The organism is Streptomyces sp. NPDC002467 (genome assembly GCF_042889825.1).
Taxonomy (GTDB): domain Bacteria; phylum Actinomycetota; class Actinomycetes; order Streptomycetales; family Streptomycetaceae; genus Streptomyces.
The window spans coordinates 241,342-258,163 of sequence record NZ_JBIARJ010000001.1 but is presented as its reverse complement, the minus strand read 5'-3'; the positions used below and the strand labels follow the sequence as shown (position 1 = coordinate 258,163).

The window sequence follows — 16,822 nt, the reverse complement described above, 5'->3', positions numbered from 1 at the left end:
TACCTGGTCCTGCGGTGTCCGGTGACCGGGCGGCGGAAAGAAGCACCCTTTGCGGCTGAGCTGTGACATCCCCTAGGGGATGTCCGGGGGGACCCCGAGCTGTCCGGTTTACGCGTTTGCGTCGGGTTCTGCGGGTCTTCGTTACGTTGTCGACGGAATACGCACATATCGGGTCCGTAGCTTCGTGAGTGTCGCTGAACGAATGAACGCATCAACGAATCAACGAACGAACGAGAAGAGCCGCCCGTCATGCGCAGCACTGCCCGCACTCGCCGTACCGCCCTCCGCACCGCCGCCGTCGTCACCGGCGCGGCCGCCGTCATGGCCCTCCCGGCGGGCTCTGCCTTCGCGGACTCCCCGGCCGTCCCCGAGCCGCAGGTACTGCCGGGGATCGAGCAGCCGTCGGTCGAGCCGCCGGTGGACCCGTCGGTGAAGCCGGAGATCCAGCCGCCGGTGAAGCCGTCCGAGAAGCCGGTGGAGAAGCCGGTCGAGAAGCCGAAGCTGAGTGTGCGGGCGTACGTCACGACCGTGAAGCTGGCGGACGGCTCGATCGCCAAGGTCTACAAGATCTCCGACAACCACTTCGAGGCGGACATCTTCTCCGGCAGGACGAAGCTGGACACGCTGGTCAGCAAGGGCGGGGCCGCGACGTACGGCCGGAGCAATGGCCTGCACGTGGTGCTCCAGCCGAACGGCACCGTGACCTCGTGGGTCGAGGGCGCCGAGAAGCCGAAGCCGGAGGTCAAGAAGGAGAGCTCGGTCCGGCTGACCATGCCGGACGGGCGGATCGCGAAGCTGGTCGACGGCCCGAACGGCAAGCGCGTCCACATCTCCATGCCGAACGGGAACGCTCTCGGCACGATCGACCTGGAGCGCCCGAGCGTGCAGAACGACGGCTGGACGTACGAGCTCGTCCGGGACGGCAAGCGCGTGAAGTTCGTCGTCATCGACGGCAGGGGCGGCGGGAACAGCTGGGTGTACGACTTCAACGGCAGGCTGATCGAGAAGTACACGGTGGATGCGAAGCGCGACACGAAGCGCGATACGAAGCGGGAGACCGGGAAGGTGGACGTCGCGAAGGACGTCGCCAAGCCGGCCGTCGAGCGGATCGTCCCGAAGGGCGGGGTCAAGGCGGGTGCGGAAGGGGTCGCCACGGCGGACTCCGACACCCTGCTGCTGCCGGCCGCGGGCGGCGGCATGGCCGCGGTCGGCGCGGCGGGCCTGGGCTTCGCGATGCTCCGCCGCAACCGCACCTGACCCCCGGACTCCCGCTCCTCCGAACCCGCCGCCCCTCCCGGGCCCCGGGGGCGGACCGGGGACCCCTGTGGGGCCGGGTGGAACGCGTCGCGGCCCGGCCGGCCCCCTCGCGGGGCGCCGGACATGCCGGAACGGCCGGCCCCCCGGGTGGGGGACCGGCCGTTCCGGTGTGGTGCGGGTGGAACCCAGGGCCTACTTGGTGTCCTCGGCCTTGACCGCCCCGGGCTTCGCCTCGGCGTCGTCGTCCGCCGTCGCCGGCTCGGCCTCGTCCTTGGCCTTGGCCTCAGCCTCGGTCTCGGGCTTCGCCTCCGGCTCGGCGGCGGCTTCCGCCTCGGCCGCGGGGGCCTCGGCCTCCACCTCCGCCGCGGGAGCCACAGGCTCCGCCGCTACCTCGGCCTTGGCCTCGGATTCCGGCTCGGCCTCCGCCTTGGCCTCGGCTTCCGCCTTCGCTTCGGCCTCGGCCTTGGCCTTGGCGTCCGCTTCGGCCTCCGCCTTGGCCTCGGCTTCCGCCTTCGCTTCGGCCTCCGCCTTGGCCTTGGCGTCCGCCTCGGCCTTGGCCTTGGCGTCCGCCTCGGCCTTGGCCTTCGCTTCCGCCTCGGCCTTGGCAGCGGCCTCCGCGGCAGCGGCTTCGGCGGCAGCGGCCTCGGCCAGTTCGGCCTCCGTCGGGCCCGGGGCCTTCACCGACTCCAGGAGCAGCTGGGCCACGTCCACCACCTGGACGGACTCCTTGGCCTGGCCCTCGTTCTTCTTGCCGTTGACCGAGTCGGTCAGCATGACCAGGCAGAACGGGCAGGCGGTGGAGACGATGTCCGGGTTCAGGGACAGGGCCTCGTCCACGCGCTCGTTGTTGATGCGCTTGCCGATGCGCTCTTCCATCCACATCCGCGCACCACCGGCGCCACAGCAGAAGCCCCGCTCCTTGTGGCGGTGCATCTCCTGCTGCCGCAGGCCAGGAACGGCCGACATGATCTCGCGCGGCGGCGTGTAGACCTTGTTGTGGCGGCCCAGGTAGCACGGGTCGTGGTACGTGATCAGACCGTCGACCGGAGTCACCGGCGTCAGCCGGCCCTCGTCGATCAGGTGCTGGAGCAGCTGCGTGTGGTGGATGACCTCGTACTCGCCGCCGAGCTGCGGGTACTCGTTCGCGATGGTGTTGAAGCAGTGCGGGCAGGTCGAGACGATCCGCTTCGCCGACTTCGGCTTCTTCGTCTCCGGGTCGTCGTCGTCCTCGCCGAACGCCATGTTCAGCATGGCCACGTTCTCCTGGCCCAGCTGCTGGAACAGCGGCTCGTTGCCCAGGCGGCGCGGCGAGTCACCGGTGCACTTCTCGTCGCCGCCCATGATCGCGAACTTGACGCCCGCGATGTTCAGGAGCTCCGCGAAGGCCTTCGTGGTCTTCTTGGCCCGGTCCTCCAGGGCGCCGGCGCAGCCGACCCAGTAGAGGTAGTCGAACTCGGAGAGGTCCTCCGCGTCCTTCCCGATGATCGGGACCTCGAAGTCCACCTCCTTGGTCCACTCGACGCGCTGCTTCTTCGCCAGGCCCCAGGGGTTGCCCTTCTTCTCCAGGTTCTTGAGCATCGTGCCCGCCTCCGACGGGAACGCGCTCTCGATCATCACCTGGTAGCGGCGCATGTCGACGATGTGGTCGATGTGCTCGATGTCGACCGGGCACTGCTCCACGCACGCACCGCAGGTCGTGCAGGACCACAGCACGTCCGGGTCGATGACGCCGTTCTCCTCGGCGGTGCCGATCAGCGGGCGCTCGGCCTCGGCCAGGGCGGCCGCCGGGACGTCCTTCAGCTGCTCCGCCGACGCCTTCTCCTCGCCCTCCATCGTCTTGCCGCCGCCGGCCAGCAGGTACGGGGCCTTGGCGTGCGCGTGGTCGCGCAGCGACATGATCAGGAGCTTCGGGGAGAGGGGCTTGCCGGTGTTCCAGGCGGGGCACTGCGACTGGCAGCGGCCGCACTCGGTGCACGTGGAGAAGTCGAGGATGCCCTTCCAGGAGAACTGCTCGACCTGGGAGACGCCGAAGACGTCGTCCTCGCCCGGCTCCTCGAAGTCGATCTCCTTGCCACCGCTGGTCATCGGCTGGAGCGCGCCCAGCGCGGTCGCGCCGTCCGCGTTGCGCTTGAACCAGATGTTCGGGAAACCGAGGAAGCGGTGCCAGGCGACACCCATGTTGGTGTTCAGCGAGACCGTGATCATCCAGGTGAAGGACGTGACGATCTTGAGGGCCGCGAAGAAGTACGTGAGGTGCTGGATCGTGCCCAGGCTCAGCCCGTCGAAGGCGGCGATCAGCGGGTACGAGGCGAAGAAGCCCGGCTCCCAGCCGTCGACGTGGTGCTGGACGCCCTCCAGTGCGCGCAGCGTCATGATGCAGACGCCGACGATCAGGATGACGGCCTCGACGAAGTACGCCTGGCCCGTCTTGGACCCCGCGAAGCGGGACTTGCGGCCCGCCTTGCTCGGCCGGCTCAGCTGCCGGATGACGATCAGGGTGACGATGCCGAGCACGGTCATCAGGCCGAGGAACTCGGTGAAGATCTCGTACGGCAGCCAGTCGCCGATGATCGGGATCAGCCAGTCGGCCTGGAAGAGCTGGCCGAAGGCGTTGACGATCGTCAGCAGCAGCGAGAAGAAGCCCACCGCCACGAACCAGTGGGCGAAGCCGACGATGCCCCAGCGGTTCATGCGGGTGTGGCCGAGGAATTCCTTGACCAGGGTGATGGTGCGCTGCGTGGGGTCGCCGGTGCGCGTGCCCGCGGGCACAGGCTGGCCGAGGCGCACGAATCTGTAGATCTGCGCGATGGCACGGCCGAACAGCGCGACGGCTACCACCGTGATGACCAGCGACACGATGATCGCGGCGAGTTGCATGGGCGGGCTCCTCGGGCAGCACTTACTAAGCGGTAACTTATGAAGTCAAGGCTTGAGGTTACCCATTCCCGACGCCGCAATGTAGCCGAGCGTGCGGTGATCTGTGTCGCTCAGGCGAGCCTTTGCCGCAAGGCCGCCCGAGGGGTCTGCGCGAGGATCGCCAGGTCCATCCCGAGCCAATGGTTCTCCACATAATGCCGGTCGAGCAGGGCCATCTCCTCCCAGGGCAGGTCGGAGCGCGCGCTGACCTGCCACAAGCCGGTCATTCCGGGACGTACGAGCAGTCTGTCGGCGCGATCGGTGCGGGATTCCGGGCGCGGGCCGACGAGGGACATCTCCCCGCGGAGCACGTTGAGCAGCTGGGGCAGCGCGTCGAGGGCGCAGCGCTCGACCGCCGCTCCGGTGCGGCCCGCCGGCGCCGTGCGGAACCTCCAGGTCCGGAACGGCCGCCCCGACAGCCCCGCCGCGGGCTCCCGTACGAAGACCCGCCCGCCCTGGGTCGCGCAGAGCAGTCCGGCGGCCAGCGCGAGCGGTACGGCGCACAGGGCCAGCAGGGCGGCCGCGCCGAGCAGGTCGAACACCCGCTTCGCCGAGGGCCTGGCCGGCCGTGGTACTGACCGGGCGATGAGGGACGTTGCCATGCCAGCACCGTGCCGTACGCCTCCCGGCGGGGGTGGGTGCCGCGCGGCCGGGTGACCCGTTCGGCTGCGCCGCCGGGGCTCCGCCCCGGACCCCGCGCCTCAAGCGCCGGCGGGCTTGATTCGGCAGGGTTGCGTGTAAGGGCGGCCTAAAGGTTGAGTCGACTCGACTCAGTTCTGTTGACGTGCGCGCCGCGATGAGTCATGGTTGAGTCTGTTCCACTCAAGTCAGCTGGAGGAATCAAAATGGCACGTGCGGTCGGCATCGACCTGGGCACCACTAACTCCGTCGTCAGCGTTCTGGAAGGCGGCGAGCCCACCGTCATCACCAACGCCGAGGGCGCCAGGACCACGCCGTCCGTCGTCGCCTTCGCCAAGAACGGCGAGGTCCTCGTCGGCGAGGTGGCCAAGCGCCAGGCGGTCACGAACGTGGACCGGACCATCCGCTCCGTCAAGCGCCACATGGGCACTGACTGGAAGATCAACCTGGATGGCAAGGACTTCAACCCGCAGCAGATGAGCGCCTTCATCCTGCAGAAGCTGAAGCGCGACGCCGAGGCCTACCTGGGTGAGAAGGTCACGGACGCGGTCATCACCGTCCCGGCCTACTTCAACGACTCCGAGCGTCAGGCGACGAAGGAGGCCGGCGAGATCGCGGGCCTGAACGTCCTGCGCATCGTCAACGAGCCGACGGCCGCCGCCCTGGCCTACGGTCTCGACAAGGACGACCAGACCATCCTCGTCTTCGACCTCGGTGGCGGCACCTTCGACGTGTCGCTCCTGGAGATCGGCGACGGCGTCGTCGAGGTCAAGGCCACCAACGGTGACAACCACCTCGGTGGCGACGACTGGGACCAGCGCGTCGTCGACTACCTGGTGAAGCAGTTCGTGGGCGGCCACGGCGTGGACCTCTCCAAGGACAAGATGGCGCTCCAGCGCCTGCGCGAGGCCGCCGAGAAGGCGAAGATCGAGCTGTCCTCCTCCACGGAGACCTCGATCAACCTGCCGTACATCACGGCCTCCGCCGAGGGCCCGCTGCACCTGGACGAGAAGCTCACGCGCTCCCAGTTCCAGCAGCTGACCGCGGACCTGCTCGACCGCTGCAAGACCCCGTTCCACAACGTCATCAAGGACGCGGGCATCAACCTGTCCGAGATCGACCACGTGGTCCTGGTCGGCGGCTCCACCCGCATGCCGGCCGTCGCCGAGCTCGTCAAGGAGCTCACCGGCGGTCAGGACGCCAACAAGGGCGTCAACCCGGACGAGGTCGTCGCCATCGGCGCCACCCTCCAGGCCGGTGTCCTCAAGGGTGAGGTCAAGGACGTCCTGCTCCTCGACGTGACCCCGCTGTCCCTCGGCATCGAGACCAAGGGCGGCATCATGACCAAGCTCATCGAGCGCAACACCACGATCCCGACCAAGCGGTCCGAGATCTTCACGACGGCCGAGGACAACCAGCCGTCCGTGCAGATCCAGGTCTACCAGGGCGAGCGCGAGATCGCGGCGTACAACAAGAAGCTCGGCATGTTCGAGCTGACCGGCCTGCCGCCGGCCCCGCGTGGCGTCCCGCAGATCGAGGTCTCCTTCGACATCGACGCGAACGGCATCATGCACGTGACCGCGAAGGACCTCGGCACGGGCAAGGAGCAGAAGATGACCGTCACCGGCGGCTCTTCGCTCGGCAAGGACGAGGTCGACCGCATGCGCCAGGAGGCGGAGCAGTACGCGGACGAGGACCTCCGTCGCAAGGAGGCGGCCGAGTCCCGCAACCAGGGCGAGCAGCTCGTCTACCAGACGGAGAAGTTCGTCAAGGACAACGAGGACAAGGTCCCGGCCGAGGTCAAGGCCGAGGTCGAGACCGCCGTCGCCGAGCTGAAGGACAAGCTCAAGGGCGAGGACACCGCCGAGATCCGCACCGCGACCGAGAAGCTCGCCGCGGTCAGCCAGAAGCTGGGCCAGGCGATCTACGCCGACGCGCAGGCCGCCCAGGGTGCCGCCGGCGCCGCGGGTGCCCAGGACAAGGCCGCCGACGACGACGTCGTCGACGCCGAGATCGTCGACGACGAGAAGCCGAAGGGCGGCGCTGCCTGATGTCGGAGGAGACCCCGGGCTTCGAGGAGAAGCCCGAAGTCCCCGCCGACGGCAAGCCCGAGGAGTCGAAGGCCGCCGAGTCCGCCGAGTCCGCCAAGGACACGGCGGCCCCGGCCGGGGACGACAGCGCAGCAGCACAGGCCGCAGGCCAGGAAACGGCCCTTCTGGCGCAGCTGGACCAGGCCCGTACGGCGCTCTCCGAGCGCACCGCGGACCTCCAGCGGCTCCAGGCGGAGTACCAGAACTACCGCCGCCGGGTGGAGCGGGACCGGATCACCGTCAAGGAGATCGCGGTCGCGTCCCTCCTGACGGAGCTGCTCCCGACCCTGGACGACATCGGCCGGGCGCGGGAACATGGCGAGCTGGTCGGCGGCTTCAAGTCGGTGGCCGAATCGCTGGAGACGGTCGCCGCCAAGATGGGTCTGCAGCAGTTCGGCAAGGAGGGCGAGCCCTTCGACCCGACGGTCCACGAGGCCCTGATGCACTCGTACGCGCCGGACGTCACCGAGACGACCTGCGTGGCGATCCTGCAGCCGGGGTACCGGATCGGCGAGCGTACGATCCGTCCCGCACGGGTCGCGGTGGCCGAGCCCCAGCCGGGCGCGGCCCCCAAGTCCGAGTCGTCGGAAGGCGACGCGTCGTCCGACAAGGACGCGGATGCAGCCGACAACGGCTGAGCTTGAACCAGTAGTGGCACGGGAGGAGGGACACCGGGGATGAACACGAAGGACTTCGTCGAGAAGGACTACTACAAGGTCCTCGGTGTCCCGAAGGACGCCACCGAGGCCGAGATCAAGAAGGCGTACCGGAAGCTCGCCCGCGAGTTCCACCCGGACGCCAACAAGGGCGACTCCTCGGCCGAGGAGCGCTTCAAGGAGATCTCCGAGGCGAACGACATCCTCGGCGACCCGAAGAAGCGCAAGGAGTACGACGAGGCCCGCGCGCTGTTCGGGAACGGTGGCTTCCGCCCCGGTCCCGGCGCGGGCGGCGGCTCGTTCAACTTCGACCTGGGCGACCTCTTCGGCGGCACCCAGCCGGGTGGCGCCGGGGCCGGCGGTTTCGGCGGCGGCCTGGGTGACGTCTTCGGCGGCCTCTTCGGCGGCCGGGGCGGCACGGCGGGTCCGGGCACCCGGACCCAGCCGCGCCGCGGCCAGGACATCGAGTCCGAGGTCACCCTCTCCTTCACGGAGGCGGTGGACGGGGCCACGGTCCCGCTCCGGATGTCCTCCCAGGCGCCCTGCAAGGCCTGTGCGGGCACCGGCGACAAGAACGGCACGCCCCGCGTGTGCCCGACGTGCGTCGGCACCGGCCAGGTCTCCCGGGGGAGCGGCGGCGGCTTCTCGCTGACCGACCCGTGCGCCGACTGCAAGGGCCGCGGCCTGATCGCGGAGACCCCCTGTGACGTCTGCAAGGGCAGCGGTCGTGCCAAGTCCTCCCGCACCATGCAGGTCCGGATCCCGGCGGGCGTCTCCGACGGCCAGCGGATCCGGCTGCGCGGCAAGGGCGCGCCGGGCGAGCGCGGCGGTCCCGCCGGCGACCTCTACGTCGTCGTGCACGTCGGCTCACACCCGGTGTTCGGCCGCAAGGACGACAACCTGACGGTGACCGTCCCGGTGACCTTCGCCGAGGCCGCCCTGGGCGCCGACATCAAGGTGCCGACCCTGAACGGCCCCTCGGTGACGCTGAAGCTGCCGCCGGGCACTCCGGGCGGCCGCACCATGCGGGCCCGCGGCAAGGGCGCGGTCCGCAAGGACGGCACCCGCGGCGACCTGCTGGTCACCGTCGAGGTCGCGGTGCCGTCGCAGCTGTCGGACAAGGCGCGCGAGGCGCTGGAGATGTACCGCGAGGCGACGGAGTCCGAGGACCCGCGCTCCGCGCTGTTCGAGTCCGCGAAGGGAGCATGACCATGGACGGCCGCCGACGACAGTCCTCCCGCCTGGGCGGGGGCTACCAGCTCACCGACGAGACCCCGGTCTACGTGATCTCGGTGGCCGCCCAGCTCTCGGGCCTGCATCCGCAGACCCTCCGCCAGTACGACCGCCTCGGCCTGGTCTCCCCGGACCGTACGGCCGGGCGCGGCCGTCGGTATTCGGCCAGGGACATCGAACTGCTCCGCACGGTGCAGGCGCTGTCCCAGGACGAGGGCATCAACCTGGCGGGCATCAAGCGGATCATCGAGCTGGAGAACCAGGTCGCCGCGCTCCAGCAGCGCGTGGCCGAGCTCTCCGCGGCGGTCGACGGCGCGGCGGCGGTCCTCCAGCAGCGCGAGGCCCAGGTCCACGCCTCCTACCGCCGCGACCTGGTCCCGTACCAGCCCCCGCAGCCGGGCAACGCCCTGGTGGTGTGGCGCCCGGCACCGAAGCGTCCGATGGACTGAGCGCACCTCGCGGACGTCCGCGTACGAGAAGGGCCCCCGGACCGGACAGCCGTCCGACCGGGGGCCCTTCTCGCGTTCCGTGCGCGGCGGCCGCCGTTCAGGCCACCGGGCCCTCGTCGGGCTTGGTGGGGTCCTCGGGTCGGCCCAGGATGCCGGACTGGGCGATGAGGAAGCCGAGTTGGGCGCGGCTGCCGCTGCCCAGGGCGGTGGCGAGCTTCGCGATGTGCGCGCGGCAGGTGCGTACGTTCATCCCCAGCCGGCGCGCGATGGCCTCGTCCACGTGCCCCTCGATGAGGAGTTGGGCGATGGTGCGCTGCACGCCGGAGATGCCCGACGGCATGGGGTCGTACGTCACCTGCTCGGTGAGCGGTGTGGCGAGGTGCCACAGTGCCTCGAAGACCCTGATGAGGTACTCGACCAGCCCGGGGTGACGCAGTTCCAGGGCCACGCTGCGGTCGTCGCTCGCCGGGATGAAGGCGACCGTGCGATCGAAGACAATCAGCCGCGGGATCAGCTGCTCCAGGGTGCGGACTTCCACCTTTCCAGGGGAAATGTGCTCCACGTACGCGAGGGTGCCGGGGCTGTGCCGGACGGTGTGCTGGTACAGCGTGCGTATGCTGACCCCCCGGTCGGTCAGCGGCTGGTCGCGCTGCAGGGCCTGGGTGAGGGCCGGCGCGCTGCGGGCGCCACCGGGCTGGATGGTCAGCATCTCGGTGCGGCAGTCGGCGGTGGCGAGGTTGAGCGCCAGGTTGATGCGGTCGAACCCCTCCAGCACGGTGATGGCGTCCGCGTTGGGCGGCATCTGCGTGCTGATGGCGAGGAAGGGCTCGAAAGCTTCGGCGAGTTCGATGGAATGCCGGCGCCGGTCCTGGATCTCCCGCTCGATGGGGTGAAGACGCTGTGCGAGTGCGACGGACGGGGGAACCGGGCGCAGCAGGTTCGCGTCGTCAGGATCGGGGTGGAGCAGTGCGAATTCGAGCAGGCAGGGGGCCGCTTGCACGTCTGCGCGCGCGATCCGGCCGGCGCCGAGCGCCTTCGCGTACAGACGGGTGCCCTCGGGGCACAGGTCTGCAATGGAGTGGTGATGTGTCGTTTTCGTGCTGCTTTGAGGCAAATCTCCACCCCCCAGGGTCCTGAACATGCAAGAACATGATGCATCGTCCCTGTGGCATCGACGTGCCCGAATGAGCCATCGTCTAGTTCGCGGGGGAGAGGATTTCATCAAGTTAGGACGAAGCCGACCATGTACAGAAGAATGCTTCGCTCGACGCTTGCCACCGTCATCTTCTCGACCGTGGGCTTCGGGGGGCTGATCGGCGCGGGCCTCGGAGCCGTCGCAACCCAGGCGAACAGCCCGGTCGACAGCGGGTGGGACAGCGTACAGGCCGGGCGGCTGGACAGTGGATGGGATTCGAGCCCCATGCGTACGGACGGCGTCCCCGTGGCCGGAGGGAGGGCGGCGTGACCCCCGACGACCGCGGCTTCCGCCGCGAAATGGCCTCTGCCTACCGATCCGGCTGGCAGTTCATCGACCTCGCCACGGCCATCCCCCACCCTGGCGACTCGTTGATGGTCACGCTCTTCGGACAGCCGATCGTCATCGTGCGCGAGGAGGACGAGGACGTACGTGCCTACAGGTGCCTGCGCCGGCCGCGCGGCGCGCCGCAGCCCGTCCGCTGCGAGGTGCGCTACGGAATGGTCTTCGTCAATCTCGATCAGCGCGACCACCAGCTCTTCGAACCCGATATCACCACCGCCACCCCCCGCAGTGCCTGACGCGATTCCCCCGTCGTTCCAGATCGCTCAGGTGCTACCCCCACACAACGGCGCCATCGTGGACCTGACCACGATGGCGCCGTTGTGATGTCCCCGTCCAGTGGTTGAACGGGACAATATGCGCGGGACGATTTCCGGCCCGCACCCCTCCGCTTTCGCTCAGGCCCGGCCCATCGCCCGTTCCAGGGTGATCTCCAGGACCACCCGGTCGGGATTGGGCGAGGGAGTGCGCCCGTACCGCTGCGCGTAGCGCGCCACGGCCTCGGCGACCGAGGCCTCGTCCGTGCGGATCACCGCGCGCCCCTCCAGCGTCGCCCAGCGGCGCCCCTCCATCTGGCAGACCGCGACCCGGGCCCCGCCCGGCTCGGCGGCCTGGTCCGCGAGGACGTTGCGCACCTTCTTGCTGTGCTTGTTGCTGATGACCCGGGCCAGGCCGGCCTCCGGGTCGTAGGTCACGCCCACCGGGACCACGTGCGGAGAGCCGTCGGGCCGCGAGGTGGTCAGGGTGCAGACGTGCCGCTCCCGCCAGAAGGCGAGGTACTCGGGCGTCGGGTTGAGTACGTCATGGGACATGGCCCGAAGGGTACGGGCAGACCGGCCCCGAATCGTCCTTGAGTGGAATAGACTCAAGTTTGCATACGCTGATCCTGTCAGAATTCTTGTCCGCACGAACCGTGTAGCCCTCCGGAGAGGAGAAGACGCAGTGGACGCCGAGCTGACCAACAAGAGCCGGGACGCCCTGAACGCGGCGACCAGCAGGGCCGTCAAGGACGGCCACGCCGACCTGACCCCCGCACACCTGCTGCTGGCACTGCTCGCCGGCGAGGACAACGAGAACGTCATCGACCTGCTGGTCGCCACCGACGCCGACCAGGCGGCCGTCCGGGCCGGCGCCGAAAGGCTGCTCGCCGCCCTCCCCAGCGTCACCGGCTCCACCGTCGCGCCCCCGCAGCCCAGCCGCGACCTGCTCGCCGTCCTCGCCGAGGCCGACGCGGAGGCGGGCAAGCTCGGCGACGAGTACCTCTCCACCGAACACCTGCTCATCGCCGTCGCCGCCAAGGGCGGCGCGGCCGGTGAGGTCCTTTCCGCCCAGGGCGCGACGGCGAAGAAGCTGCTCGACGCCTTCCAGAACGCACGAGGAGCACGGCGGGTGACCACCCCCGACCCGGAGGGCCAGTACAAGGCCCTGGAGAAGTTCGGCACCGACTTCACGGCCGCCGCCCGCGACGGCAAGCTCGACCCGGTCATCGGCCGCGACCACGAGATCCGCCGCGTCGTCCAGGTGCTCTCGCGCCGCACCAAGAACAACCCGGTGCTCATCGGCGAGCCCGGCGTCGGCAAGACCGCCGTCGTCGAGGGCCTGGCCCAGCGCATCGTCAAGGGCGACGTCCCCGAGTCCCTCAAGAACAAGCGCCTCGTCTCCCTCGACCTCGGTGCGATGGTCGCCGGCGCCAAGTACCGCGGCGAATTCGAGGAGCGCCTCAAGACCGTCCTCGCCGAGATCAAGTCGAGCGAGGGCCAGATCATCACCTTCATCGACGAGCTGCACACCGTCGTCGGCGCGGGCGCCGGCGGCGACTCCGCCATGGACGCGGGCAACATGCTCAAGCCCATGCTGGCCCGCGGCGAGCTGCGCATGGTCGGCGCGACCACCCTCGACGAGTACCGCGAGCGCATCGAGAAGGACCCGGCGCTGGAGCGCCGCTTCCAGCAGGTGCTGGTCGCCGAGCCGTCCGTCGAGGACACCATCGCCATCCTGCGCGGGCTCAAGGGCCGCTACGAGGCCCACCACAAGGTGGTCATCAACGACAGCGCGCTGGTCGCCGCCGCGACCCTCTCCGACCGGTACATCACCTCCCGCTTCCTCCCCGACAAGGCCATCGACCTCGTCGACGAGGCCGCGTCCCGGCTGCGCATGGAGATCGACTCCTCACCCGTGGAGATCGACGAGCTCCAGCGCTCCGTCGACCGGCTGCGGATGGAGGAGCTGGCGCTGAACAACGAGTCGGACCCGGCCTCCCGCGAACGCCTCGACAAGATCCGCAAGGACCTCGCCGACAAGGAGGAGGAGCTGCGCGGCCTGACCGCCCGCTGGGAGAAGGAGAAGCAGTCCCTCAACCGGGTCGGCGAGCTCAAGGAGCGCCTGGACGAGCTGCGCGGGCAGGCCGAGCGCGCGCAGCGCGACGGCGACTTCGACTCCGCCTCCAAGCTGCTCTACGGGGAGATCCCGGCCCTGGAGCGCGAGCTCGCGGAGGCCACCGAGGCCGAGGAGGAGGCCTCCAAGGCCGGTGCGGCCAAGGACAGCATGGTCAAGGACGAGGTCGGCCCCGACGACATCGCGGACGTGGTCGGCGCCTGGACCGGCATCCCGGCCGGCCGCCTCCTCGAAGGGGAGACCCAGAAGCTGCTCCGCATGGAGGACGAGCTGGGCCGCCGGCTGATCGGCCAGACCGAGGCCGTGCGGGCCGTCTCGGACGCCGTGCGCCGCACCCGCGCCGGCATCGCCGACCCGGACCGCCCGACCGGCTCCTTCCTCTTCCTCGGCCCCACCGGCGTCGGCAAGACCGAGCTGGCCAAGGCCCTCGCCGACTTCCTCTTCGACGACGAGCGGGCCATGGTCCGCATCGACATGTCGGAGTACGGCGAGAAGCACAGCGTGTCCCGCCTCGTCGGCGCCCCGCCCGGGTACGTCGGCTACGAGGAGGGCGGCCAGCTCACCGAGGCCGTGCGCAGGCGCCCGTACTCCGTCGTCCTCCTGGACGAGGTGGAGAAGGCCCACCCCGAGGTCTTCGACGTCCTGCTCCAGGTCCTCGACGACGGCCGCCTCACGGACGGCCAGGGCCGCACCGTGGACTTCCGCAACGCGATCCTGATCCTCACCTCGAACCTGGGCAGCCAGTTCCTGATGAACCCGGTCACACCCGCGGACGAGAAGAAGAAGCAGGTCCTGGACGTGGTCAGGGCCAGCTTCAAGCCGGAGTTCCTCAACCGCCTCGACGACCTGGTGGTCTTCTCCGCGCTGAGCGAGGACGAGCTGGCGCACATCGCCGAGCTCCAGATCGGCCGACTCGCCAAGCGGCTGGCCGACCGCCGCCTGACCCTGGACGTCACCCCCGAGGCGCTGGCCTGGCTGGCCGACAAGGGCAACGACCCGGCGTACGGTGCCCGGCCGCTGCGCCGCCTGATCCAGACGGCGATCGGCGACCGGCTGGCGAAGGAGATCCTGGCCGGAGAGGTCCGCGACGGCGACACCGTGCGCGTGGACGTGGCGGGCGAGGACCTGCTGGTCGGCAAGGCCCTCTGAGCGGGGCGGCCGCGAGCCGCTCGGCTCGTCCCAGGAAGCCTCGGAACGCCTCGGAACGCCTCGGAACGTCTCAGGGCGTCTCAGGACGCGTCGAAGCGGACCTTCGCGGTCGTCCCGACCTCCGGGGTGATCCGCAGCCGCAGCCCGGCCGCCCGGCCGGGCTGCGGCGTGTCGTGGGCCAGGGTGAAGCAGCCCTCGCTCTCCGGGTCGTAGTTCTCCGGACGGGGCCCCGGGCAGGCGACCGGCTCCGGTGCCTTCGGGAAGGACGCGACCCAGGCCTCGACGTCGGCGTGCTCCATGCGGAACGTGCCGAGGACCGTCGCGCGGCCGTCCGCCGTCGTGCGCCGGTCGCACCTCCCGTCCCGGAAGTCCGCCGGAGGGGCCATCCGGGCGAATGCCAGGACCTCCGCGCAGTCGGCCGTCCCCCGGGGCCCGTCGGGGTCGTCCGGATCCCCCACGACCGACCACAGCACCGCGGCGCCCGCGGCGACGCCGACGACCACCGCCACCCCCAGGACCTGCTTCGACGCACCGCGCGTGGCCATGCATTCCCCTTGATCGGTTCTTACTCGTTCCGCCCGGAGCGGATCGTACGTGCGGGGCTGGACACAAGGTGGGCGCGATGGGGGAGGATGCAGGTATCCGCACGAAGGGAAGAACACGGTGAGCATCGACCCGGCCTCGATTCCGAATTTCGGAGGGCAGCAGCCCGAACCGCAGGCCTCAGGACCGGCGGGCCCCGTCGTCCCCGACCAGGATCTGGTCAAGCAGCTTCTGGAGCAGATGGAGCTCAAGTACGTCGTCGACGACGAGGGTGACCTCGCGGCGCCGTGGGAGGACTTCCGCACGTACTTCATGTTCCGCGGCGAGGACGAGCAGCAGGTCTTCTCGGTGCGGACCTTCTACGACCGTCCGCACAAGATCGACGAGAAGCCGCAGCTTCTCGAGTCGATCGACGACTGGAACCGCCGCACCCTGTGGCCGAAGGTCTACAGCCACACGCACGACGACGGCTCGGTCCGTCTGATCGGTGAGGCGCAGATGCTGATCGGCACCGGCGTCAACCTGGAGCACTTCGTGTCCTCCACGGTCAGCTGGGTCCGCGCCTCCATCGAATTCGACAAGTGGCTCGTCGAGCAGCTCGGCCTCGAGAAGGAGATCGACTCCTCCGAGGACGACGGCGAAGGCGACGACACCAACTAGACGGCTACAGCGGTACGCGGGCGACCAGCAACAGGTACAGCCCGTAGCCGTAACCGAGCCCGGCCAGCACCGCGGTCACCACGATCGCGGTGCGCGGCCGGGCTCTGGCCATCACGGCGGCCATCGGCAGCAGCAGCGGGAACGCCGGCAGCAGGAACCGCGGCTTCGACTCGAAGTAGCCGGCCCCGCCGAAGGCGATGAGCAGCAGTATCCCGGTGTAGGCGAGCAGCGGCAGCGGCGTCCGGTCCAGTACGAGGAGCATCGCGAGCAGCCCCGCGACGGACAGCAGCACCACCGTCACGGTGGTGGCGAGCGGCACGTGCCCGCCGGTCAGCACCTGTTCCGCCGAGCGCAGCGCCCCGACGCCGAAGTCGAACCTCGACCCCCAGTTCCGCTGCACGGCGAAGTAGCCGCCGAGGGGATCGCCCACGTGCACCCCGACGGCCAGGACGTACGCGGCCCAGCCCGCCGGCGCCAGCAGCCCGGCCGCCCACACCTCGGGCGCGCGGGACTTCCGTACGACGATCGCGTGGAGCGCCATGGCCGACACGGCGGCCGCGACCGCCAGCCCCGTGGGCCGGGTCAGCCCGGCGAGCACGGCGAGGCCGGCGGCCCACAGCCAGCGCCCCCGCAGCAGGGCGTACAGGGCCCAGGCGGCGAGCGCGGCCAGCAGGGCCTCGGTATAGGCCAGGGACAGCACCACCGCGTGCGGGAGGGCCGCCCAGAGCCCCACGAGCAGCAGCCCGGCCCGCGGGCCGATGACCATCTCGCCGATCTTGTACACCCCGACGGCGGCCACGGCGGCCGACACCCAGGCGATGAGGATCCCGGCGGGGACGAGCCCGCCGGGCAGCACGGAGCCGAGGAGCCGTATCAGCGTCGGGTAGAGCGGGAAGAAGGCGAAGTCGCTCTGGATCAGCCCGGTGCCGGTGGCGTGGGGGCTGGGCCACATCTGGGTCCGCCCGTAGCCGTTCGCGGCGATCTTCAGGTACCAGACGGAGTCCCAGGAGACCCCGAGCACCTTCATGGGAGAGCGCCCGGCCCACCAGGACCCGATGACGAGCACCAGCACGCCGGCCCCGCGTACGGCGGCGAACAGGGCGAGTGCGATGAGGCTCGTCGGCGCGGCGGACCGAACGACTTTGAGCGCGCGGATCTCCAGGGGCGACGAGGTCACCGTCGCTCTGCCCGTTGCCATGTGTCCCGACTTTCGGCTCGTGATGGTTCCCCTCACGGCGTCGTGAGTGGCTTCGGGCACGTTCGCACCGACAGCTTCACATCGGCCTCAGCCACCTCGCA

General features: G+C 70.0%; 13 protein-coding genes and 1 pseudogene. 8 read left to right on the top strand and 6 right to left on the bottom strand.

What is annotated here, in order from left to right; genetic code table 11:
- Positions 1–249 precede the first annotated feature (249 nt).
- On the top strand, positions 250–1,257 hold the full coding sequence (locus ACFYYJ_RS01205; RefSeq protein ID WP_389127595.1) for a hypothetical protein: 1,008 nt from the start codon (positions 250–252) through the stop codon (positions 1,255–1,257).
- A gap of 627 nt (positions 1,258–1,884) precedes the next feature.
- Here ACFYYJ_RS01205 and ACFYYJ_RS01200 read toward each other — a convergent pair.
- Together ACFYYJ_RS01200 and ACFYYJ_RS01195 are read right to left on the bottom strand one after the other, a co-directional pair.
- A pseudogene (locus ACFYYJ_RS01200) lies at positions 1,885–4,134 on the bottom strand ((Fe-S)-binding protein); the annotation flags it as partial.
- Positions 4,135–4,244: 110 nt separating this feature from the next.
- A complete protein-coding gene (locus ACFYYJ_RS01195) occupies positions 4,245–4,775 on the bottom strand; it encodes a sugar transferase (RefSeq protein ID WP_389127593.1) in 531 nt (176 codons plus the stop codon).
- A 243-nt stretch (positions 4,776–5,018) separates the two neighbouring features.
- On the opposite strand from ACFYYJ_RS01195, the gene dnaK reads away from it, so the two are divergent.
- Genes dnaK through ACFYYJ_RS01175 form a run of 4 tightly spaced genes read left to right on the top strand, consistent with a single transcriptional unit; the run spans position 5,019 to position 9,240 of the window.
- The gene (dnaK, locus tag ACFYYJ_RS01190) at positions 5,019–6,863 is read left to right on the top strand and encodes a molecular chaperone DnaK (RefSeq protein WP_385131075.1); all 1,845 of its coding nucleotides are present in this window, start codon (positions 5,019–5,021) and stop codon (positions 6,861–6,863) included.
- Positions 6,863–7,540, top strand: a complete 678-nt coding sequence (gene grpE / locus ACFYYJ_RS01185) for a nucleotide exchange factor GrpE (RefSeq protein WP_385131072.1) — start codon at positions 6,863–6,865, stop codon at positions 7,538–7,540. Before dnaK ends, grpE begins: the two co-directional genes overlap by 1 nt.
- 39 nt (positions 7,541–7,579) lie before the next feature.
- On the top strand, positions 7,580–8,767 hold the full coding sequence (gene dnaJ / locus ACFYYJ_RS01180) for a molecular chaperone DnaJ (RefSeq protein WP_384580352.1): 1,188 nt from the start codon (positions 7,580–7,582) through the stop codon (positions 8,765–8,767).
- A gap of 2 nt (positions 8,768–8,769) precedes the next feature.
- On the top strand, positions 8,770–9,240 hold the full coding sequence (locus ACFYYJ_RS01175) for a heat shock protein transcriptional repressor HspR (protein WP_385131069.1): 471 nt from the start codon (positions 8,770–8,772) through the stop codon (positions 9,238–9,240).
- Between the two features lie 97 nt (positions 9,241–9,337).
- Here the strand turns inward: ACFYYJ_RS01175 and ACFYYJ_RS01170 are convergent, their stop codons facing one another.
- A complete protein-coding gene (locus tag ACFYYJ_RS01170) occupies positions 9,338–10,381 on the bottom strand; it encodes a helix-turn-helix transcriptional regulator (protein ID WP_385131067.1) in 1,044 nt (347 codons plus the stop codon).
- Positions 10,382–10,734: 353 nt separating this feature from the next.
- Between ACFYYJ_RS01170 and ACFYYJ_RS01165 the strand changes: the two genes are divergently transcribed.
- Complete coding sequence (locus ACFYYJ_RS01165) at positions 10,735–11,016, top strand: (2Fe-2S)-binding protein (protein ID WP_051734285.1); 282 nt, start codon at positions 10,735–10,737, stop codon at positions 11,014–11,016.
- 159 nt (positions 11,017–11,175) lie between these two features.
- Here ACFYYJ_RS01165 and ACFYYJ_RS01160 read toward each other — a convergent pair whose 3' ends face one another.
- Positions 11,176–11,589 carry a pyridoxamine 5'-phosphate oxidase family protein gene (locus tag ACFYYJ_RS01160; protein ID WP_389127589.1) on the bottom strand — a complete coding sequence of 138 codons (414 nt, stop codon included), beginning with the start codon at positions 11,587–11,589 and terminating at the stop codon, positions 11,176–11,178.
- A 130-nt stretch (positions 11,590–11,719) separates the two neighbouring features.
- On the opposite strand from ACFYYJ_RS01160, the gene clpB reads away from it, so the two are divergent.
- Complete coding sequence (gene clpB / locus ACFYYJ_RS01155; RefSeq protein ID WP_385359776.1) at positions 11,720–14,320, top strand: ATP-dependent chaperone ClpB; 2,601 nt, start codon at positions 11,720–11,722, stop codon at positions 14,318–14,320.
- 80 nt (positions 14,321–14,400) lie between these two features.
- Here clpB and ACFYYJ_RS01150 read toward each other — a convergent pair whose 3' ends face one another.
- Entirely contained in the window at positions 14,401–14,865 is a 465-nt protein-coding gene (locus ACFYYJ_RS01150) for a hypothetical protein (RefSeq protein ID WP_389127587.1), read from the bottom strand.
- A 118-nt stretch (positions 14,866–14,983) separates the two neighbouring features.
- Between ACFYYJ_RS01150 and ACFYYJ_RS01145 the strand changes: the two genes are divergently transcribed.
- A complete protein-coding gene (locus ACFYYJ_RS01145; RefSeq protein ID WP_385131055.1) occupies positions 14,984–15,523 on the top strand; it encodes a YbjN domain-containing protein in 540 nt (179 codons plus the stop codon).
- A 4-nt stretch (positions 15,524–15,527) separates the two neighbouring features.
- On the opposite strand, the gene ACFYYJ_RS01140 is transcribed toward ACFYYJ_RS01145, so the two are convergent.
- Complete coding sequence (locus ACFYYJ_RS01140; RefSeq protein ID WP_385131052.1) at positions 15,528–16,721, bottom strand: hypothetical protein; 1,194 nt, start codon at positions 16,719–16,721, stop codon at positions 15,528–15,530.
- Positions 16,722–16,822: the final 101 nt, after the last annotated feature.

Bases quoted from the DNA above. Each gene is read 5' to 3' on its own strand.
- grpE (WP_385131072.1), top strand. From the start codon at position 6,863: ATGTCGGAGGAGACCCCGGGCTTCGAGGAGAAGCCCGAAGTCCCCGCC.
- dnaK (WP_385131075.1), top strand. From the start codon at position 5,019: ATGGCACGTGCGGTCGGCATCGACCTGGGCACCACTAACTCCGTCGTC.
- ACFYYJ_RS01150 (WP_389127587.1), bottom strand. From the start codon at position 14,865: ATGGCCACGCGCGGTGCGTCGAAGCAGGTCCTGGGGGTGGCGGTGGTC.
- ACFYYJ_RS01140 (WP_385131052.1), bottom strand. From the start codon at position 16,721: ATGGCAACGGGCAGAGCGACGGTGACCTCGTCGCCCCTGGAGATCCGC.
- ACFYYJ_RS01160 (WP_389127589.1), bottom strand. From the start codon at position 11,589: ATGTCCCATGACGTACTCAACCCGACGCCCGAGTACCTCGCCTTCTGG.
- ACFYYJ_RS01165 (WP_051734285.1), top strand. From the start codon at position 10,735: ATGGCCTCTGCCTACCGATCCGGCTGGCAGTTCATCGACCTCGCCACG.
- ACFYYJ_RS01195 (WP_389127593.1), bottom strand. From the start codon at position 4,775: ATGGCAACGTCCCTCATCGCCCGGTCAGTACCACGGCCGGCCAGGCCC.
- ACFYYJ_RS01205 (WP_389127595.1), top strand. From the start codon at position 250: ATGCGCAGCACTGCCCGCACTCGCCGTACCGCCCTCCGCACCGCCGCC.
- ACFYYJ_RS01175 (WP_385131069.1), top strand. From the start codon at position 8,770: ATGGACGGCCGCCGACGACAGTCCTCCCGCCTGGGCGGGGGCTACCAG.
- ACFYYJ_RS01170 (WP_385131067.1), bottom strand. From the start codon at position 10,381: ATGTTCAGGACCCTGGGGGGTGGAGATTTGCCTCAAAGCAGCACGAAA.
- dnaJ (WP_384580352.1), top strand. From the start codon at position 7,580: ATGAACACGAAGGACTTCGTCGAGAAGGACTACTACAAGGTCCTCGGT.